Here is a 14,467-nt window from a genome sequence, read left to right as displayed (position 1 = left end):
ACCCGCTGCCGTGACCCGCCGCCGTGTGACCGCGTTTTCGCGCGGGGTCGGCGGGCACTCGCCGCGCCATGAATGTCAGTCGTCGTCCACCGATCGCCGACAGCTCCCTCGCCCTCTTGGCCAAGGGGTACGCGTGGCTGCCCGACCGGAGGCGCAGCACCACCGCTCCGCTGGTGCGCACCCGGCTCATGGGCCAGGAGGCCGTCGTACTGCACGGGCCTGAGGCGGTGCGGTTCTTCTACGACGAGAAGCACGTCGAACGCCGGACGGCGCTGCCCGGCCCCGTCCTGAGCAAGCTGTTCGGGCACGGAGCCGTGCACACCCTGGACGGTGCGGACCACCGTGTGCGCAAGGAGCTGTTCCTGTCCCTGCTGACCGGGGCGGAGGCGGTCGCCGGCCTGGTGGACCGCGTTGCCGCCGTGTGGGACGAGGCGGCGGAGTCCTGGTCCGGCCGCCGGATCGTGCTGTTCGACGAGGCGAGCCGTGTGCTCACCCGTGGCGTGTGCCAGTGGGCCGGAATCGTCGTCGAGGATGCCGGTCCGCCGGCCCGGGACCTGGTCGCCATGGTCGACGGCTTCGCCACACCGGGACCGCGGCACTGGCGGGCCCGTCGGGCCCGGGTCCGCTGCGAGACATGGCTGGGACGCCTGGTCGAAGACGTGCGGGCGGGGACGGCCGCCGTGCCGGCGGGGTCGGTCCTGGAGGGGATCGTCCACCACCGGGACGCCGATGGCCGGCTCCTCGACCCGCACACGGCGGCCGTCGAGCTGCTGAATGTGATCCGCCCGACGGTCGCGGTGTGCTGGTTCGTCACCTACGCGGGGCACGCGCTGCACCGCAGGCCGGAGATGAGGGAACGGCTGCTGGGCGACGACCCCGCCTTCGCCGTGGCGTTCGCCCACGAGCTGCGGCGCTTCTACCCCTTCGCACCCTTCGTCGGGGGTCGGGCCGTCACCGATCTGGACTGGCGGGGTGAACCGATCCGCCCCGGCACACTCGTCCTGCTCGACATCTACGGGCAGAACCACGACCCGGACCTCTGGGACGATCCGTACGCCTTCGCCCCGCGCCGCTTCCTGAAGCGGCCGCCCGAGCGCGACGAGCTGATCCCGCAGGGCGGCAGCGACCGCGAGGCCGGTCACCGCTGCCCGGGTGAGGACGTCACCATCGCGTTGCTGCGCGCGCTCGTGCCACGGCTGGCCCGACTGGAGTACGACGTGCCGGTCCAGGACCTGCGGATCCCGTTGAACCGCATGCCGGCCCGCGTGCGCAGCGGCTTCGTCATGGACGCCGTAAAGGTGCCGGCGCCGGCACCCGGCCCGGTGCCGACAACATCGTGAGGACGGGCGGGCTCCACCTGCGGCGAGGGCGGTGGATTCCTCCGTCTGCCTGCTGCGAGGCACCGGGACCGAACGGGTGAGCCCCGAAACAGAGCTGGGCCACCGTCACACGGGCTCGGCCGCAGCGAAGGCGGCCGAGGAGGCCGTTCTCCACACACGCCAGGAATTGATGCGGGGGAGTGAACCGGCCGCGTGGCCCGCCCCGGCGGCCTTGAACGACAGGGAAGGTGTTCCGTATGCGCGCACTGGTGATCAACTGCACTCTCAAGCCGTCTCCCCAGCCCTCCAACACCGAGGCGCTGGCCGCCACGGTCATCACGGCACTGCAAGGACACGGGGTGGAGGTGGACGTCGTACGGGCGGTCGACCTGAACCTCAAGCCCGGGGTGCAGACCGACATGGGCGAGGGCGACGACTGGCCTGATGTGCACGAGAAGCTGTTGGCGGCGCAGATTCTGGTGATCGCGTCTCCGACCTGGCTGGGCCGCCCCTCCTCGGTGGCGCAGCGCGTGCTGGAGCGGATGGACGCCATGCTCAGCGAGACCGACGACCAGGAGCGCCCCGTCGCCTACAACCGAGTGGCCGGGGTGGTGGTGACCGGCAACGAGGACGGCGCCCATCACGTCATCAGTGAGATCAACGGCGGCCTCGTGGACATCGGCTACACCATCCCCGGCCAGGCGTGGACGTACTGGCACCTCGGCCCCGGCCCTGGGCCCGACTACCTCGACGACGACCGCGGCCACGACTGGGCGGCATCGACCGGCCGGGCCATGGCCTCCAACCTCGTCCACACCGCCCGTGCGCTGGCGCAGAACCCGCTGCCCGCCCCGCCGTCCTGAACTCCCGACACGAAAGAGACGCGCATGAGTCATGACAAGCCCCTCGCCCTGGTCACCGGTGCCTCCTCCGGTATCGGCCACGAACTGGCCGGGCAACTGGCCGAGCGGGGCTGGGACCTCGTCATCAACGCCGAGGACGACGCCCGCCTGCAGCAGGCGGCCCAGCAGTTCCGGGCCGCGGGCGCGCAGGTGCTGGCGGTCCAGGCCGACCTGCGCGACTACGACCAGACGGAACACCTGATGGCGCAGGTGCGGGCGGTGGGAAGGCCGCTCGACGTCGCGGTGCTGAACGCCGGCGTGGGCCGGGGCGGGGCGTTCGTCGACATCGACCTGGTCGACGAGCTGGAAGTCATCGACCTGAACGTCCGGTCGACGGTGCACCTGGCCAAGCGCGTGCTGCGCGACATGACCGCCCGTGACGAGGGCCGGATCCTGGTCACCTCGTCCATCGCCTCGACCATGCCCGGCTCCTTCCAGGCCGTGTACAACGCGTCGAAGTCGTTTCTGCAGTCCTTCGTCCAAGCCCTGCAGAACGAGCTCAAGGACACCGGCATCACCCTGACCTCGCTGATGCCCGGGCCCACCGAGACCGACTTCTTCCACCGCGCCGACATGGACGACACCAAGATCGGCCAGCAGGACAAGGACGATCCGGCGCAGGTCGCCCGGCAGGGACTCGACGCCCTCTTCGCCGGCAAGAACAAGGTCGTGGCCGGCTCCGCCAAGACGAAAGCGCAGGAACTGGCCAACAAGGCCCTGCCCGACAAGGCCAAAGCCGCGGCCCACCGGAAGATGGCCGAGCCGGGATCAGCCGACAGCAGTGGCGAGACGGGCTGACGGGATACGACGTTCGGACGGCCACGCAGTTCCCGTCGAGCCGCAGTCCGCGCTGAAGCGGACATCCGGGCAACGACTGCCACGAGTCCTCCGGAACTCTGTCAGGCCGCCCGCACCTCACCCTTGAGGGACAACGGCTCCCAGCGCGCCAGCTCCTCCAGACGGGAACGGAGAGAGGCGCGGATGTACTCGACGGCGTCTGCGCCGACGGCCAGGCGCAGGGGTGGCTCGTCGAGGGCGGCGACGGTCATGACGGCGTCGGCGACGGCCTGGGGATCACCGAAGGCCTCGGGCGGCAGCGCCGAGAAGTCGGTGAGGAACTTCCCGACGGTGGGCGTGTAGGCGTCGGTGGGCGGCACGACGTGCAGGTTGGTACCGAACTCGGTGCCGAACGTGCCGGGTTCGATGATGGTGACCTTGACTCCGGTGGGTGCCAGTTCGTGGGCGAGGGCTTCGCTGATCAGCTCGACCGCGCCCTTGGACGCCGCGTAGAGGCCGGAGGACGGCCAGGCGAACTGGCCGATGAGGGAGGAGGTCTGCACGACGCGGCCCTGTGCGGCACGCAGGGCGGGGAGGGCGGCGCGCAGGACCGTGAGGTTGGCCAGGACGTTCGTCTCGAGGACGGCGCGGGCCTCGTCGGCACCGATGTCCTCGATGGCTCCGAACAGGCCGTAGCCGGCGTTGTTGACCAGGACGTCCAAGCGGTCGGCGGCACGGACGGTGTCGGTGAGGACGGTCTCGGCGCCGGGGCTGGTGAGGTCGAGCTCCACGGCAGTCAGAGCTCCCTGCGGAGCGAGCTCGAGAAGCTCCCGCAAGCGGTCCCGGCGTCGGCCCACCGCGATCACGTGGGCGCCCGTGGAGAGCGCCCGTTCGGTGACGAGGCGGCCGAAGCCGGAGGTCGCTCCGGTGACGAGCCAGGTGGCAGAAGACATGGCGCATATCCCTTGATGACGTGGGCGACCGAGGAGCCGATCGCAGGTGACGAAGCCGGTTTGCTCCGTCACCAAGCCAAGCGGCCCGAGGCGGCTCCATCGAGACCGGAGGTGATCTCGTCCGTCCTGGGTCTGAGAGGGCCACCCATCTGCTGGCCCCCGCCAGGCAGTGCGGCGATCCTTGCCCTATGGAGCGGAACGAAAATCTCGCCGACTTCCTGCGCGCCCGACGCGCCGCGCTCGAACCCCGTGCACTGGGCATCGAGGACACGTCCCCGCGCCGGGTGCCGGGGCTGCGCCGGGAGGAGCTGGCGGCCCTGGCGGGGATGAGCGTCGACTACTACACGCGCCTGGAGCAGGGCCGGCCGATCACCCCGTCGCGGTCCGTGCTCGACGCCCTGGCCCGGGCGCTGCGCCTGGACGACGCTGAGCGCACCTACCTGCACGCCGTGGCCCACCGGCCCTCCGCTCCCCGCAGCCCGGCCAGACGCACCCCGCAGAAGGTGCGCCCTGGCGTGCACGCGCTCCTTGCCCGGCTCGGGGACACTCCCGCGTTCGTCTTGGGCCGCCGCACCGACGTACTGGTGACGAACCGGATGGCGCGCCTGCTGCTCGCCGACTTCGACGCCATGCCGGCCCGTGAACGCAACGCTGTGCGGTGGATCATGCTCGACGAGACCGCCCGAGCGGTGTTCGCACAGAGCTGGGAGCAGGTGGCCGCCGTGTTCGTCGGGACGCTGCGGATGGACGCCGCCCGTCACCCCGACGACACCCGCACAGCGGAACTGGTGGGCGAACTGTCCATGCGCAGCGAGCCGTTCCGCCGCTGGTGGGCGGTGCAGAAGGTGGTCCGCATCAGCCACGACACCAAGGTGCTGCACCATCCGGTCGCCGGTGAGCTGACTCTGCGCACCGAGGCGCTGACCTTCCCTGACGACCCTGACCAGACCCTGTTCACCTTCCTCGCCGACCCCGGCTCCCGCACCGACGAGGCCCTGCGCCTGCTCGCCTCCTGGACCGAGGACACAGCGGATCCGCACGAATCCGAGCACGGCCTGCACCACCGCGGATAGCTGACGGTGGGCTCCTGCTCGTCGCCGCCCCTCCTGTCCAGGCGTGATCGGACGCTTTGGGGCATGCCCGTCGCTGCCGTCGAAGCCGTACCAAGGACGAGGAGCGCGGCTACCAGTCCAGCGGCGCGGCGAGGAAGGGAGCGTCGTCGGGGGCCGCCTTGCGGGCGCGCAGGATGCTCGTCGCGCTCTCGCCGACGGGGATGCGGAAAGGCGCTTTGTCGCCTTCGGTGATCGCCGTTGCCACGACGTCGGCGACCTCCTCGACGGAGACGGGCGCCGCGCGGAACGGGCCGAGCCTGTCCAGCAGGGGCCGGTAGGGGTTGCTGTCGTCGAGGTGGACCTGGGCGCGCTCGGCGCCCCCGGAGGACACCGCGGGCGGCTGCACGACGTGGACGGACACGCCGAACGGCCGGGTCTCGACGGCGAGGGTCTCGGCGAGGGCCTCCAGGGCGTGCTTGGACGCGCTGTAAGCGCCGATCAGCGGGATCACGAGGCGTCCCTGGATGCTGGACATGAAGATCAACTGTCCTGACCCGCGCTCCCGCATCTGCGGCAGGACAGCCTGCGCGACGCGCAGGGCTCCGAAGACGTTGAGGTCGAACAGGTTGGACAGCGCGTCGAGCGGGATGGTCTCGATCGGTGCCCGGACGGTTGCCCCGGCGTTGCTGAGCAGGACGTCGACCGGGCCGGCCTCCGCCAGCGCCTGGTCCACCGACGCCTGGTCGGTGACGTCGAGTCGCACCTTCCGGGCCACCGGCAGGCCGTCGAGCATCGACACGTCGCGGGCGGTGGCGATCACCTGGTGGCCCTGCTGTTGCAGCGCTATGGCGGTGCCCTTGCCGATACCGCGGGACGCGCCGGTGATGAGTACGCGAGCCATGGGGGTCTCCTCTTCTGTCCGCGGGCCGCGGGCCCGGGCGGGGTTCCGCTGGCTAAGTGCTATGTAGGTCAACATACATAATTCGTGAGCGGCAGGCGCTCAGAGAAGGGCCCGACCGGCCGATTGGCCGAGCCTCGTCGTCTCGTGCAGGTGGCGACCCCGGCTCAGTCGTGCGAACGCTTGGTGCGCTTCGCCGACACGCCGGCCGCGTGGCTGATGAGCACGGTCCGTACCGACTCCCAGGGCGAGGGGCTGCGCAGTGCCCGAGAGGTGACCATCGCTCCCTCGACGCCCGCGAGTACGGCCTCGGCGAGCACCCTTGCCGCGGCGCGCTCCACGCCGAGGGCGACGAAGTGGAAGGCCAGTCGGTCGGTCATCTGGGAGAATGCCCGGCGCCCGGTTTCGGAGATCTCGGCCGAGTCCTGCGTGGCGCCTTCGGTGATCAGCGGCGCTACGCCACAGCCCCGCCCGTACTCGCTCGCGATCATGCCGTCGCGGCCCAGATCGACGTAGCGTTCGATCAACTGAGCCACGGACGTGGCCTCTGCGGCCACCCGGTCGATGATCTCGACCTGCTCGAAGGCGTGAGCCTCGGCCGCCTCGACGGCCAACTGCGTCTTCCCTCCGGGGAAATGGAAGTAGACCGAGCCCCGGGACGCCCCGCTGCGTGCGAGCACGTCGGCGAAGGCTGTGGCGTTGTAGCCGCGCTGCCTGATCAGTTCCTTTGCGGCCTGCACCATCTTCTCCTTGGTATCCGTCCGCTTTCCCATCCTCGCCTCTCCCTGCCTTGTTTTTGTATGTCTAGCTACATAGTATCTGTCTCTGTGGTCATAGTCATGCGGACGGCCGCACCGCTGACCTACTGACGCATCTCATCCCGCGCACCGGAGAGGCGACGGCCATGGCCGAGGACGTCCTGGACAACCCCGTACATCACTCCCTGAGGGGGGTTCACCATTCGCTCGCCCTCGCCGAGGGGCGCGCCTTGCGCTACCCCGCCGACGTCTCGCCCTTCATGGCCGTGCCCCACGACGTCACCGCTCAGGACTGGGCGGACCTGGCGAGGTTGTCGGGCGGGGGCCCGGTCCTGCTGCACCAGGATCCGGAGGCCGTGCCGGCTGAGTGGAGTCTGGTGCGCCGCCTCACGGTCGTGCAGATGACGGGTGCCTATGTGCGGACCGGGCGGCATCGGCTGCCCTCGCCGTACCGGGTCGAGGTCCTCGGCCCCGCCGACGCCGACGACATGGTCCGGCTCGCCGCCCTGACGAAACCCGGTCCGTTCGAACGGCGGACCCGGGAACTCGGCACCTACCTGGGCGTCCGGGACAACGGTCGCCTCGTTGCCATGGCCGGCGAGCGGATGAAGCCGGGCGGCTGGAGTGAGATCAGCGCCGTGTGCACCGATCCCGCCCACCGCGGACGGGGACTCGCACGCGCTCTCATGGAGGCACTCGTCGACTCCATCCGTGAGCGGGGGGAGCAGCCCTTCCTGCACGTCGTCGAGGGGGCACCGGCGGCCGGCCTGTACGAAGCCATGGGATTCACCGCCAGGCGGACGCTCCTGGTGTCTTCTTACCGGCCCGGGTGACCTGCTTGCGTCGGCGTCGGAGGGCTCGGACCCAGGCACGTGGAGCCAGCGCAGGCCTGGATCCGGCTGGGCTTTCGTCAGCGCTGGCTGCGCGAACGCCTCATGCGGCGGGCCCGCCTTTTGGGCGTGGCTGTCGTTCTTGTCGGTGTGTGCTTGTGAGGATGCCCTGGTGGGATCCAGCGGAGCAGTGACGACGGGTGAGGGCGGGGGCGTTCCGGACGCCATGGTGGTGGACGTGGTGGTCCGGGTGGTCAGGATTCTCCTGGCGTCCTCCGGCGAGGGGGCTCACGTGATCGGGCCGAGCGCTCGCACCGTGGCTGAGGCGTACGGGCATCGGGCCACCTCGGTTGTGGTCCCTGACGGGGCGGTCGTCACGGTCACGAGGGGTTCGGGGGCGGGGACGACGGTGACGGTGCGGGCGGTGCCGGAGGTTTTCCGCTTGGACCAGATGGTCGCCTTGAAACCGTTGATGCGGGAGATCGGTCGCGGCGGCCTGCCCGCTGCTGCGGTCCGGTCGCGCCTACAACGCATCGAGGAGCAGCCCTCCCCGTACGCGTGGTGGTGGAAGTGGACGGGCATCGTGCTGTTCGCGCTGGGGTTCGCGCCGCTGATGCAGCCCACGTGGTACGAGATCGGCGCCACCGCCGTGCTGGCCGCGCTGTCCGCGTCAGTCGCCGTGGCGGCTGACCGGTGGCCGCGGCTGGCGCTGCTCGTGCCGCTGGTGGCATCCACGCTGGTGTCCGTGGTGGCGCTGGAGGTCTTCGCCCGGAATGCCGCGCACGGCGGCCCGGTGCTGTTGATGCTGCCGGCGCTGTTCTTCTTCGTGCCGGGCGACTACCTGAGCGCGGCGGCGGCCGAACTGGGGGCCGGGCTGATGACGACCGGTGCGATCCGGCTGGTGTATGCCGCGTACCTGCTGGTGCAGCTCTATGTGGGAGTGCTGCTCGGGTTGGTGTTGACGGGTTCCTCCACACGCCGCCTGTTCGATGTGGCGGCGGTGGCGGATCTCCCCAGGTGGGCGCTGTTCTGCGGCTGGGTGGTCTTCACCCTCGGTACCGTTCTGGCCTTCGCCGTTCCGTTGCGCCTGCTGCCGGTCCTGCTGGTGCTGGTCTACCTGACGGTGGGCGTGCAGTCGCTGGTGACGAAGGCGGCGGGCGAGACGGCCGGCACGTTCGTCGCGGCGGCCGTGCTGGCAGCGGTGGCCAATCTCGTCGGCCGTCGCCCCGGTATGCCGCCCCGTCTGGTGCTGCTGCTGCCGGGCTTCTTCACCCTCACGGTCGGTTCCCTCGGCATGCGCGGTCTGACCACTCTGGCCGGGGGCTACGTGATCGCGGGCTTCACCGATCTGCTCAAACTGATCACGATCGTCACCGCCATCGCCATGGGCATGGTCGCCGGCGGCGCCCTCAGCGCCCGCTCCGCGGACCTCGCCCGCGCCGCTTGACACGCGGCCGCGGAACCGGCCGTACCCGCGGAAGCGGAAGGCGGCCCTACCCGCGACCACGGCCCGCGAACAACGGCCGGACCCGCTGAAGCGCCGGACACCCGCAGAGGGGCCGCACCCAGGGAAGCGCCGCCCTCCGTTCACCCGTCCGGCGGCTCGGTGATGCCGCCCGGTCCTCGGGTGCCGAAGCTGGCAGCGTGTGGGCGTCGCCGGGTTCCGGCCGCGCCGTTCCGGCTGACGGGAGGGTGTTTGTGAGTTCCATGGACATGCCTGCGGATGCACCGCGGCAGCGGACCCAGGCCAGACCCGTGGCGGTGGCCCGGCCGGCGGCTCCGCTGATCACATGGCTGACGCTCGCGCTGATGACGACATCGTCGGTGGCCAGCCTGCGCGCCGCGCCGACCATGGCCGTCTACGGCCTGGCCTGTGTGTTCCTGTATCTGGTGCCGGCGGTCCTGTTCCTGCTGCCGACCGCGCTGGTCTCCGCGGAACTCGCCTCGGGCTGGTCCGGCGGGGTGTACCGGTGGGTGAGCGAGGGCCTGTCGAAACCGCTGGGCTTCCTCGCGGTCTGGTGCCAGTTCGCGATGACGATCTTCTACTACCCGAGCCTGCTCGCCTTCGTCGCCAGCACCATCTCGTACGTCATCGACCCGGCACTGGCCTCCAACGGCCTCTACACCGCCATCGTGATCATGGTGCTGTACTGGACCGGGGTGTGGGTGTCCTCCCGTGGCACCAAGGCACTGGCGGGCCTGTCGTCGTGGGGCCTGATCATCGGCACTTTGATCCCCGGCGCCGTGCTGGTTGTCCTCGGCATCGTCTTCCTCGGCCAGGGCAACCCCTCCGCCGCTCCCATGAGCGCCTCGCACCTGTTCCCGGCGTGGACGGGCCTGGCCAGCCTGGTGCTGATCGTCAACAACTTCCTGTCGTACTCCGGCATGGAGATGAACGCCGTCCATGTGTCCTCGCTGAAGGACCCCGCCCGCGAGTATCCGAAGTCGATGTTCCTGGCGATGGGGTTGGTCCTGGTCATCTTCATCCTTCCGGCGCTGGCCATCAGTTGGGTCGTGCCCTCCCAGCAACTGAGCCTGACCGCGGGCGTCATGCAGGCGTTCAGCGCCTTCTTCAACCACTTCCACGTCGGCTGGCTCACCCCGATCGCCGCCGTCATGCTGGTCGCCGCCGCCCTCGGTGGCATGCTGACCTGGCTGGCCGGCCCCTCCAAGGGGCTGCTGGAGATCTCCCGCAGCGAGGGCTACCTGCCGCCCTACCTGCAAAAGCTCAACAAGAACGGCATCCAGCAGAACATCCTGGTCACGCAGGGCATCGTGACCACCGTCATCGCGCTGATGTACGCACTGATCCCGAACGTCTCCAACGTGTACTGGATCTTCTCCACCATCACCACGCAGGTGTACCTGATCGTCTACCTGCTGATGTTCCTCGCCGCGATGCGCCTGCGGAAGCTGCAGCCCTCCCATCCGCGCGGCTATCGCGTCCCCGCCCTGCACCTGACGTGCACCGTCGGTCTGCTGGCATCCGTCGCCGCGCTCGCCATCGGCTTCGTGCCGCCCTCACAGTTCGGCGGCGGCAGCGTCCTGGCCTACGTCGCCATCATCGCCGCCGGACTAGTCATCCTCGGCCTGCTGATCCCCTTCGCCTTCCTGAAGCTGCGCAAGGCGTCCTGGCGCACGGCGGACGCCGACACACCCGTGGTCTCCGGGCAGGAAGGGAGCGGCGCATGAGCCCCACCCGCTTCGCCTCCGAACACCGGTGGCTCTACATCGGCGCGATCGTGCTGCTGGTCGTCCTCGCCGTCATCGGCGTCATCCAGTACGAGAACGTCAAGACCGGCAACGAAGCCGCCAAGAAAGCCGAACAACTGGCCGACGCCGCCGTCGCGGCCGGCTACCCCCGACCGGACACAGCCACCATCAAGCGCACCCTGGGCTCCGACGGCGGCAACGTGTGCAAGAACCCGGCGAGCGCGCTGAAGTCCGCCCTGTGGAAGATCAACGTCTCCAACGGGGCCGCGTTCGTCGGCCAGCGCCCCGTCATCGGCGACAGCAGCGCCCTACGGGCGGAAGCCAAGATCCTGGAGATCTACTGCCCGGACAAACTGCACAGGATCCAGGACAAGCTCGACGACCTGAAGACCGACAACACGGTGAGGCGGTAATCGTGGACACGACCGACCTCGCCGCCCGCATCGCCGCTCTCATGCCGCGGGCCAAGACCGACCTGGCCGAACTCGTGGCGATCCCCTCGGTCGCCGACCCCCGCCAGTACCCGCCCGAGGAATGCCGCCGTGCCGCCCAGTGGGTCGCCGACGCCTTCACCGACGCCGGTCTGCAGGACGTGCACCTCGCCCCGACCCCCGACGGCAGCGACGCCGTGCTCGGACATCGGCCAGCGCCGCCCGGCGCTCCCACCGTCCTGCTCTACTGCCACTACGACGTCCAGCCCCCGCTCGACGACGCGGCCTGGAGAACCCCGCCCTTCACCCTCACCGAACAGCAGGGACGCTGGTACGGGCGCGGCACCGCCGACTGCAAGGGCAACATCGTCATGCATCTCACGGCGCTGCGAGCCCTCGGCGACGACCTGCCCGTCGGCATCCGGTTCGTCGCCGAAGGCTCCGAGGAACAGGGCACCGGCGGCCTCGAGAACTACGTGGCCCAGCACCCCGAACAGTTCACCGCGGACGCGCTGCTGGTCTGCGACACCGGCAACGCCGCCGTCGGCGTCGGCACCGCCACCACCACCCTGCGCGGTCTGGTCAACGTCGAGGTCACCGTCAACACTCTCCAAGGCGAGATCCACTCCGGCATGTTCGGCGGGCCCGCACCGGACGCCCTGGCGGCACTGATCCAGGTCCTGTCCAGCCTGCGCGACCCGCAGACCGGCGCCACCCGCGTCAATGGCCTGGACTGCGAGGGCACTTGGGACGGTGTCGCCTACGACGAGGACCAGTTCCGCACGGACGCCGGTGTCCTCGACGGCGTCCGGCTCACCGGCACCGGCACGGTCGCCGACCGGCTCTGGGCCCGTCCCGCCGTCACCGTCCTCGGGATCGACTGCCCGCCCGTCGTCGGCTCCGCCGCCGCCGTGCCACCCACCGCACGCGCCCGCGTCAGCCTGCGCATCCCGCCGGGCACCGACCCCGCAAGCGCACTGAACGCCCTCACCCGCCATCTCACCGACGCCACCCCGTGGGGCGCGCACGTCGGCATCACCACCGAAGGCACCGGCGCACCCTTCCGTGCCGCCACCGACGGACCCGCCTACCAGGCCCTGGACAACGCCATGCGACAGGTCTACGGCAAACCCCTGGCCTACCTCGGCCAAGGCGGCTCCATCCCCCTGTGCAACGTCCTCGCCGACACCTACCCGCAGGCCGAGATCATCCTCATGGGCGTCGAGGAACCACGCTGCCTCATCCACGCGCCCAACGAGAGCGTCGACCCCACCGAGATCCAGAACATGGCCCACGTCGAAGCGGCGTTCCTCCGCGCGTACGCCAGCACGGTGTCGGCGCACTGACGCACCCCCGAGACCGGCCTGCCCGCTTGCCCACACACAGGCAGGCCACCGGGCGGGGACGGCCGACCGCCGTCCCCGCCCACGGCGGACCCTGATGCCGTTCCGGCAGGCTGCCCTCAACCGGCCTTGTCGAGTCGGGTGATCTGTTCAGCCGCGCTCTTCTCGATCTCGGCCGCCAGGTCTCGCGCCTCCTGGGCGCTGCCCGAGGTGCGTTCGCTCATACACAGGGTCCGTACCTGGGTGAGATGCGCGCGCAGGCTCGGGACGAGGAGCCGGTCGTAGCTCTCGCCCCTTGCGGTCTTCGCCCGCCCGATGGTGTCCAAGGTGACCATGCCGGGCATGTTGTGGCCCTCGTGCGGGCGGGTGTCGGGGACTCCCGAGAGTTCGAGCAGCTCGCGCAGTGTGCCGAGTTCGTCCGTGAGTCTCCTTTCCGATTCCGCCGCCCAGTCGGCCAGGGCCGGACGCCCGGTACGTGCGGGCGCCAAGTCGGTGAGCAGGCGGGCTCGTTCGTCCATGGGAATCATCAACTGGATCCAGGCGGTGTCGGTGTCGTTGAAGGCCGCCGGCCTCGCCCGGTCGGCCGCCGGCTGCGTGGTGCAGCCGGCGACCGCCAGGCCGAGGAGCAGACCTGCCACCGTCCGCCGGGTCAGAACGTTCCGGCGGAGTTGCACTTGGCGCTCTGCACGATGCAGTCCTTCACCCGCTGCCCCAGGGCGGCGTTGTCCCAGGCGTTGAAGAAGTCGCCGTGGATGGAGGACGCCATACCGGACGACAGCGTGAAGCCGTCGCTGCTCCCGCTGGTCGGGTAGCTGATGACGAAGGAGACCGAGGGGATGGCGACCGGGTAGGCGCCGCTGCACTTGCCGTCGTAGGTGTAGGCAACGTGCGACTTGTGGTCGGGGCTGTCGAGGTGCTTGCCGTCCCAGCAGTCGGGAAAGACCAGTTGGTGCACGAGCTTGGCGGTCGGAGCGCACAGCGGCCAGTTGCCGTCGGCGCTGCGCCCGATCTCCCCGCCCGGTCCGGCGCAGAAGTACTGGTTGGGCGAGCCCGCCGGGGTGGGCACCTGGGACTTGGCGTTGCCCGCGATCATGCGGAAGCCCTGGGGGAAGGGCACGGTCGCCGTGGGATCGGGCAGCCGGGAGCCGTAGTAGACGATGGCACCCTCGGGCTCCACGGCCTTGCCCCGCTCGGACAGGGTGGGGACCCAGTAGGCCGAGAGGTCCTTGGCCGGCGTGCAGCTCGTCGCCGTGTTGGCCAGCAGGCTCTGGGTCGTGGTGGACGCGTCGGTGCTCGTGTTCCCGAAGAAGCTGTGCATGTGGGAGGCACCGGGCAGGCCGGGCGCGACGATCGGGTCGTCCGGCCTGGAGTGGCTGTAGGTGCAGGTGGCGTTGAACTCGGGGACGCGCACCGCGTTGCCGGGTACCGCCGCCGGGGTCATCGCCCGGAACTGTGTGAGCTGGGCGTTCCATTTCGCCTGGTCGACGTCGACCCAGCCCGGTGCGGGGGCGTCGCCGCCGTTGACGAAGGAGAACCAGTTGATGTTGACGAAGTCGCCGGGCGTGGAGCTGTGCAGCACCGCGAACACGGTCTGCGGGCCAGTCGGGTGGGTGGTGACGTCGGCGCTGCGGGTCACCCAGCTCTGCCAGCCGCCGGTGGGGCCGGTCTGCAGCACGGCGAGCAGGGGGCCGGTCAGGGAACCGGTGCGCAGTTCGATCGAGCCCGACCCCGTGGCGGAGGCGATGCGGGCCGAGACCGTCAGACGGCCGGCGGCCCCGAGGTCGACCTGGTCGAAACGCATCCAGTCGCCGTCGGCGAGGAAGGCGGCGTTCTGGCCGCCGTCGGTGTCCGCCGTCGCTTCCAGGCCGACTCCGGACTGGGCCGCGTAGGACTCGGCCTGGACGGTGACGGCGGCGGCACTGGCCGCGGGTGCGCCGATCGTGACGCCGAGGGCGGCTGCCACCACCATCGCCAGCGCTCCGGCTAACACG

Annotated in this window: 14 protein-coding genes; 9 read left to right on the top strand and 5 right to left on the bottom strand. The window is 70.4% G+C overall.

Annotated elements, in window-relative coordinates; translation table 11 throughout:
• The first annotated feature begins 68 nt into the window (after nucleotides 1-68).
• The 3 genes from ACZ66S_RS32570 to ACZ66S_RS32560 all read left to right on the top strand — a co-directional run bounded on the left by ACZ66S_RS32570 (nucleotide 69) and on the right by ACZ66S_RS32560 (nucleotide 3,019).
• Entirely contained in the window at nucleotides 69-1,340 is a 1,272-nt protein-coding gene (locus tag ACZ66S_RS32570; RefSeq protein ID WP_469905151.1) for a cytochrome P450, read from the top strand.
• 236 nt (nucleotides 1,341-1,576) lie between these two features.
• A complete protein-coding gene (locus ACZ66S_RS32565) occupies nucleotides 1,577-2,182 on the top strand; it encodes a flavodoxin family protein (RefSeq protein ID WP_469905150.1) in 606 nt (201 codons plus the stop codon).
• Nucleotides 2,183-2,206: 24 nt separating this feature from the next.
• Complete coding sequence (locus ACZ66S_RS32560) at nucleotides 2,207-3,019, top strand: SDR family NAD(P)-dependent oxidoreductase (protein ID WP_469905149.1); 813 nt, start codon at nucleotides 2,207-2,209, stop codon at nucleotides 3,017-3,019.
• Nucleotides 3,020-3,120: 101 nt separating this feature from the next.
• Here the strand turns inward: ACZ66S_RS32560 and ACZ66S_RS32555 are convergent, their stop codons facing one another.
• Nucleotides 3,121-3,951, bottom strand: coding sequence for an SDR family NAD(P)-dependent oxidoreductase (locus ACZ66S_RS32555; RefSeq protein WP_469905148.1), 831 nt, complete (start codon nucleotides 3,949-3,951; stop codon nucleotides 3,121-3,123).
• Between the two features lie 188 nt (nucleotides 3,952-4,139).
• On the opposite strand from ACZ66S_RS32555, the gene ACZ66S_RS32550 reads away from it, so the two are divergent.
• A complete protein-coding gene (locus tag ACZ66S_RS32550) occupies nucleotides 4,140-5,024 on the top strand; it encodes a helix-turn-helix transcriptional regulator (protein ID WP_469905147.1) in 885 nt (294 codons plus the stop codon).
• A gap of 109 nt (nucleotides 5,025-5,133) precedes the next feature.
• Here ACZ66S_RS32550 and ACZ66S_RS32545 read toward each other — a convergent pair whose 3' ends face one another.
• Nucleotides 5,134-5,904, bottom strand: a complete 771-nt coding sequence (locus tag ACZ66S_RS32545; protein ID WP_469905146.1) for an SDR family oxidoreductase — start codon at nucleotides 5,902-5,904, stop codon at nucleotides 5,134-5,136.
• A 164-nt stretch (nucleotides 5,905-6,068) separates the two neighbouring features.
• Entirely contained in the window at nucleotides 6,069-6,674 is a 606-nt protein-coding gene (locus tag ACZ66S_RS32540; RefSeq protein ID WP_469905145.1) for a TetR/AcrR family transcriptional regulator, read from the bottom strand.
• A gap of 131 nt (nucleotides 6,675-6,805) precedes the next feature.
• On the opposite strand from ACZ66S_RS32540, the gene ACZ66S_RS32535 reads away from it, so the two are divergent.
• From ACZ66S_RS32535 to ACZ66S_RS32515, 5 genes are all read left to right on the top strand, one after another.
• The gene (locus ACZ66S_RS32535) at nucleotides 6,806-7,492 is read left to right on the top strand and encodes a GNAT family N-acetyltransferase (protein ID WP_469905144.1); all 687 of its coding nucleotides are present in this window, start codon (nucleotides 6,806-6,808) and stop codon (nucleotides 7,490-7,492) included.
• A 223-nt stretch (nucleotides 7,493-7,715) separates the two neighbouring features.
• The gene (locus tag ACZ66S_RS32530; protein ID WP_469905143.1) at nucleotides 7,716-8,936 is read left to right on the top strand and encodes a threonine/serine exporter family protein; all 1,221 of its coding nucleotides are present in this window, start codon (nucleotides 7,716-7,718) and stop codon (nucleotides 8,934-8,936) included.
• 251 nt (nucleotides 8,937-9,187) lie between these two features.
• A complete protein-coding gene (locus ACZ66S_RS32525) occupies nucleotides 9,188-10,681 on the top strand; it encodes an APC family permease (RefSeq protein ID WP_469905142.1) in 1,494 nt (497 codons plus the stop codon).
• Nucleotides 10,678-11,115: a hypothetical protein gene (locus ACZ66S_RS32520; RefSeq protein WP_469905141.1), complete on the top strand. Its 438-nt coding sequence runs from the start codon at nucleotides 10,678-10,680 to the stop codon at nucleotides 11,113-11,115. The genes ACZ66S_RS32525 and ACZ66S_RS32520 overlap by 4 nt, the downstream gene beginning before the upstream one ends.
• Before the next feature lie 2 nt (nucleotides 11,116-11,117).
• Nucleotides 11,118-12,479, top strand: a complete 1,362-nt coding sequence (locus ACZ66S_RS32515) for a M20/M25/M40 family metallo-hydrolase (protein ID WP_469905140.1) — start codon at nucleotides 11,118-11,120, stop codon at nucleotides 12,477-12,479.
• A 116-nt stretch (nucleotides 12,480-12,595) separates the two neighbouring features.
• On the opposite strand, the gene ACZ66S_RS32510 is transcribed toward ACZ66S_RS32515, so the two are convergent.
• The gene (locus ACZ66S_RS32510; protein ID WP_469905139.1) at nucleotides 12,596-13,114 is read right to left on the bottom strand and encodes a DUF305 domain-containing protein; all 519 of its coding nucleotides are present in this window, start codon (nucleotides 13,112-13,114) and stop codon (nucleotides 12,596-12,598) included.
• 11 nt (nucleotides 13,115-13,125) lie between these two features.
• A complete protein-coding gene (locus tag ACZ66S_RS32505) occupies nucleotides 13,126-14,445 on the bottom strand; it encodes a DUF1996 domain-containing protein (protein WP_469905138.1) in 1,320 nt (439 codons plus the stop codon).
• Nucleotides 14,446-14,467 lie beyond the last annotated feature (22 nt).

This window comes from Streptomyces sp. NPDC107471 (assembly GCF_055582845.1).
Note: the sequence above shows the minus strand (reverse complement) of the source record. Positions and strands in the feature narration are given on the sequence as shown.

What these genes read in the sequence shown, in the direction of transcription:
- ACZ66S_RS32520 (WP_469905141.1), top strand. Translation starts at nt 10,678, where the DNA reads ATGAGCCCCACCCGCTTCGCCTCCGAACACCGGTGGCTCTACATCGGC.
- ACZ66S_RS32555 (WP_469905148.1), bottom strand. Translation starts at nt 3,951, where the DNA reads ATGTCTTCTGCCACCTGGCTCGTCACCGGAGCGACCTCCGGCTTCGGC.
- ACZ66S_RS32540 (WP_469905145.1), bottom strand. Translation starts at nt 6,674, where the DNA reads ATGGGAAAGCGGACGGATACCAAGGAGAAGATGGTGCAGGCCGCAAAG.
- ACZ66S_RS32505 (WP_469905138.1), bottom strand. Translation starts at nt 14,445, where the DNA reads ATGGTGGTGGCAGCCGCCCTCGGCGTCACGATCGGCGCACCCGCGGCC.
- ACZ66S_RS32570 (WP_469905151.1), top strand. Translation starts at nt 69, where the DNA reads ATGAATGTCAGTCGTCGTCCACCGATCGCCGACAGCTCCCTCGCCCTC.
- ACZ66S_RS32530 (WP_469905143.1), top strand. Translation starts at nt 7,716, where the DNA reads ATGGTGGTGGACGTGGTGGTCCGGGTGGTCAGGATTCTCCTGGCGTCC.
- ACZ66S_RS32535 (WP_469905144.1), top strand. Translation starts at nt 6,806, where the DNA reads ATGGCCGAGGACGTCCTGGACAACCCCGTACATCACTCCCTGAGGGGG.
- ACZ66S_RS32545 (WP_469905146.1), bottom strand. Translation starts at nt 5,904, where the DNA reads ATGGCTCGCGTACTCATCACCGGCGCGTCCCGCGGTATCGGCAAGGGC.
- ACZ66S_RS32565 (WP_469905150.1), top strand. Translation starts at nt 1,577, where the DNA reads ATGCGCGCACTGGTGATCAACTGCACTCTCAAGCCGTCTCCCCAGCCC.
- ACZ66S_RS32550 (WP_469905147.1), top strand. Translation starts at nt 4,140, where the DNA reads ATGGAGCGGAACGAAAATCTCGCCGACTTCCTGCGCGCCCGACGCGCC.
- ACZ66S_RS32560 (WP_469905149.1), top strand. Translation starts at nt 2,207, where the DNA reads ATGAGTCATGACAAGCCCCTCGCCCTGGTCACCGGTGCCTCCTCCGGT.